The sequence below is a fragment of the Streptomyces sp. NPDC041200 genome (assembly GCF_055591805.1).
The window spans coordinates 1-1,046 of the sequence record NZ_JBVIZF010000142.1 but is presented as its reverse complement, the minus strand read 5'-3'; the positions used below and the strand labels follow the sequence as shown (position 1 = coordinate 1,046).

Here is a 1,046-nt window from a genome sequence, read left to right as displayed (position 1 = left end):
TCCAGCCAGTAGCGCTGGCGCTGGAAGGGGTAGGTGGGGAGGGCGGTGGGAACGGAGGTGTCGCCGAGCAGGGGAGTCCAGTCGATGGTGATGCCGTGGGTGTGTGCGGTGGCGAGTGCGGTGAGGAGGGTGTGGTTCTCGTCCCGGTCGCGGTGGAGGACGGGGATGAACGTGGTGTCGTCGGTGTCGTCCGGGAGGCTGTCCTGGGCCATGGTGGTGAGGGTGGCGTCGGGGCCGAGTTCGAGGTAGTGGCGGACGCCGTGGGTGTGGAGGGTGGTGATGCCGTCGGCGAAGCGGACGGCTTGGCGGACGTGGCGGGCCCAGTAGGCGGGGGTGGTGATGTCGTCGGGGTCGGCGAGCTGGCCGGTGAGGTTGGAGACGAGGGGGATGATCGGGGAGTGGTAGGTGAGTTCTGCGGCGACGCGGGTGAACTCGTCCAGCATCGCGTCCATGTGGGGGGAGTGGAAGGCGTGGGAGACGGTGAGGCGGCGGGTCTTGATGCCGTCTTCGGCGAGGGTGGCGGCGATGTCGGTGGTGGCTTGTTCGTCGCCGGAGATGACGAGGGAGGTGGGTCCGTTGATGGCGGCGATGGCCACCTGGTGTTCGCGTCCTTCGAGCAGCGGGCGTAGCTGTTCCTCGGTGGCGCGCACGGAGATCATGGCGCCGCTGGACGGGAGCGCTTGCATCAGTGAGCCACGGGCGGCGACCAGATAGCAGGCGTCATCCAGGGTGAGGATTCCGGCGATGTGGGCGGCGGTGAGTTCGCCGATGGAGTGGCCGGTGACGTAGTCGGGAGTGACGCCGAAGGACTCGACGAGGCGGTAGAGCGCGGTCTCCAGGGCGAACAGTCCGGCCTGGGTGGAGCGGGTCTGGTTCAGCGGGCCCTGGTCCTCGGCGAAGACGATGTCCTTGATGGGCTGTTCGGTTTCCAGGTACTGGTCCAAGGTCGCGCAGACCTCGTCGAACGCGTCCCGGAAGACGGGGTAGGTGTCGTAGAGCCGACGTCCCATGCCCGCTCGTTGGGCGCCTTGGCCGGTGAACAGGAA

1 protein-coding gene is annotated in these 1,046 nt (G+C 68.0%); it reads right to left on the bottom strand.

Annotation, left to right across the window (positions count from 1 at the left end):
- Positions 1-1,010: acyltransferase domain-containing protein (locus ACZ6CL_RS43030; protein WP_468947059.1), on the bottom strand; the 1,010-nt coding region annotated here is incomplete at its 3' end.
- Between the last annotated feature and the right edge of the window lie 36 nt (positions 1,011-1,046).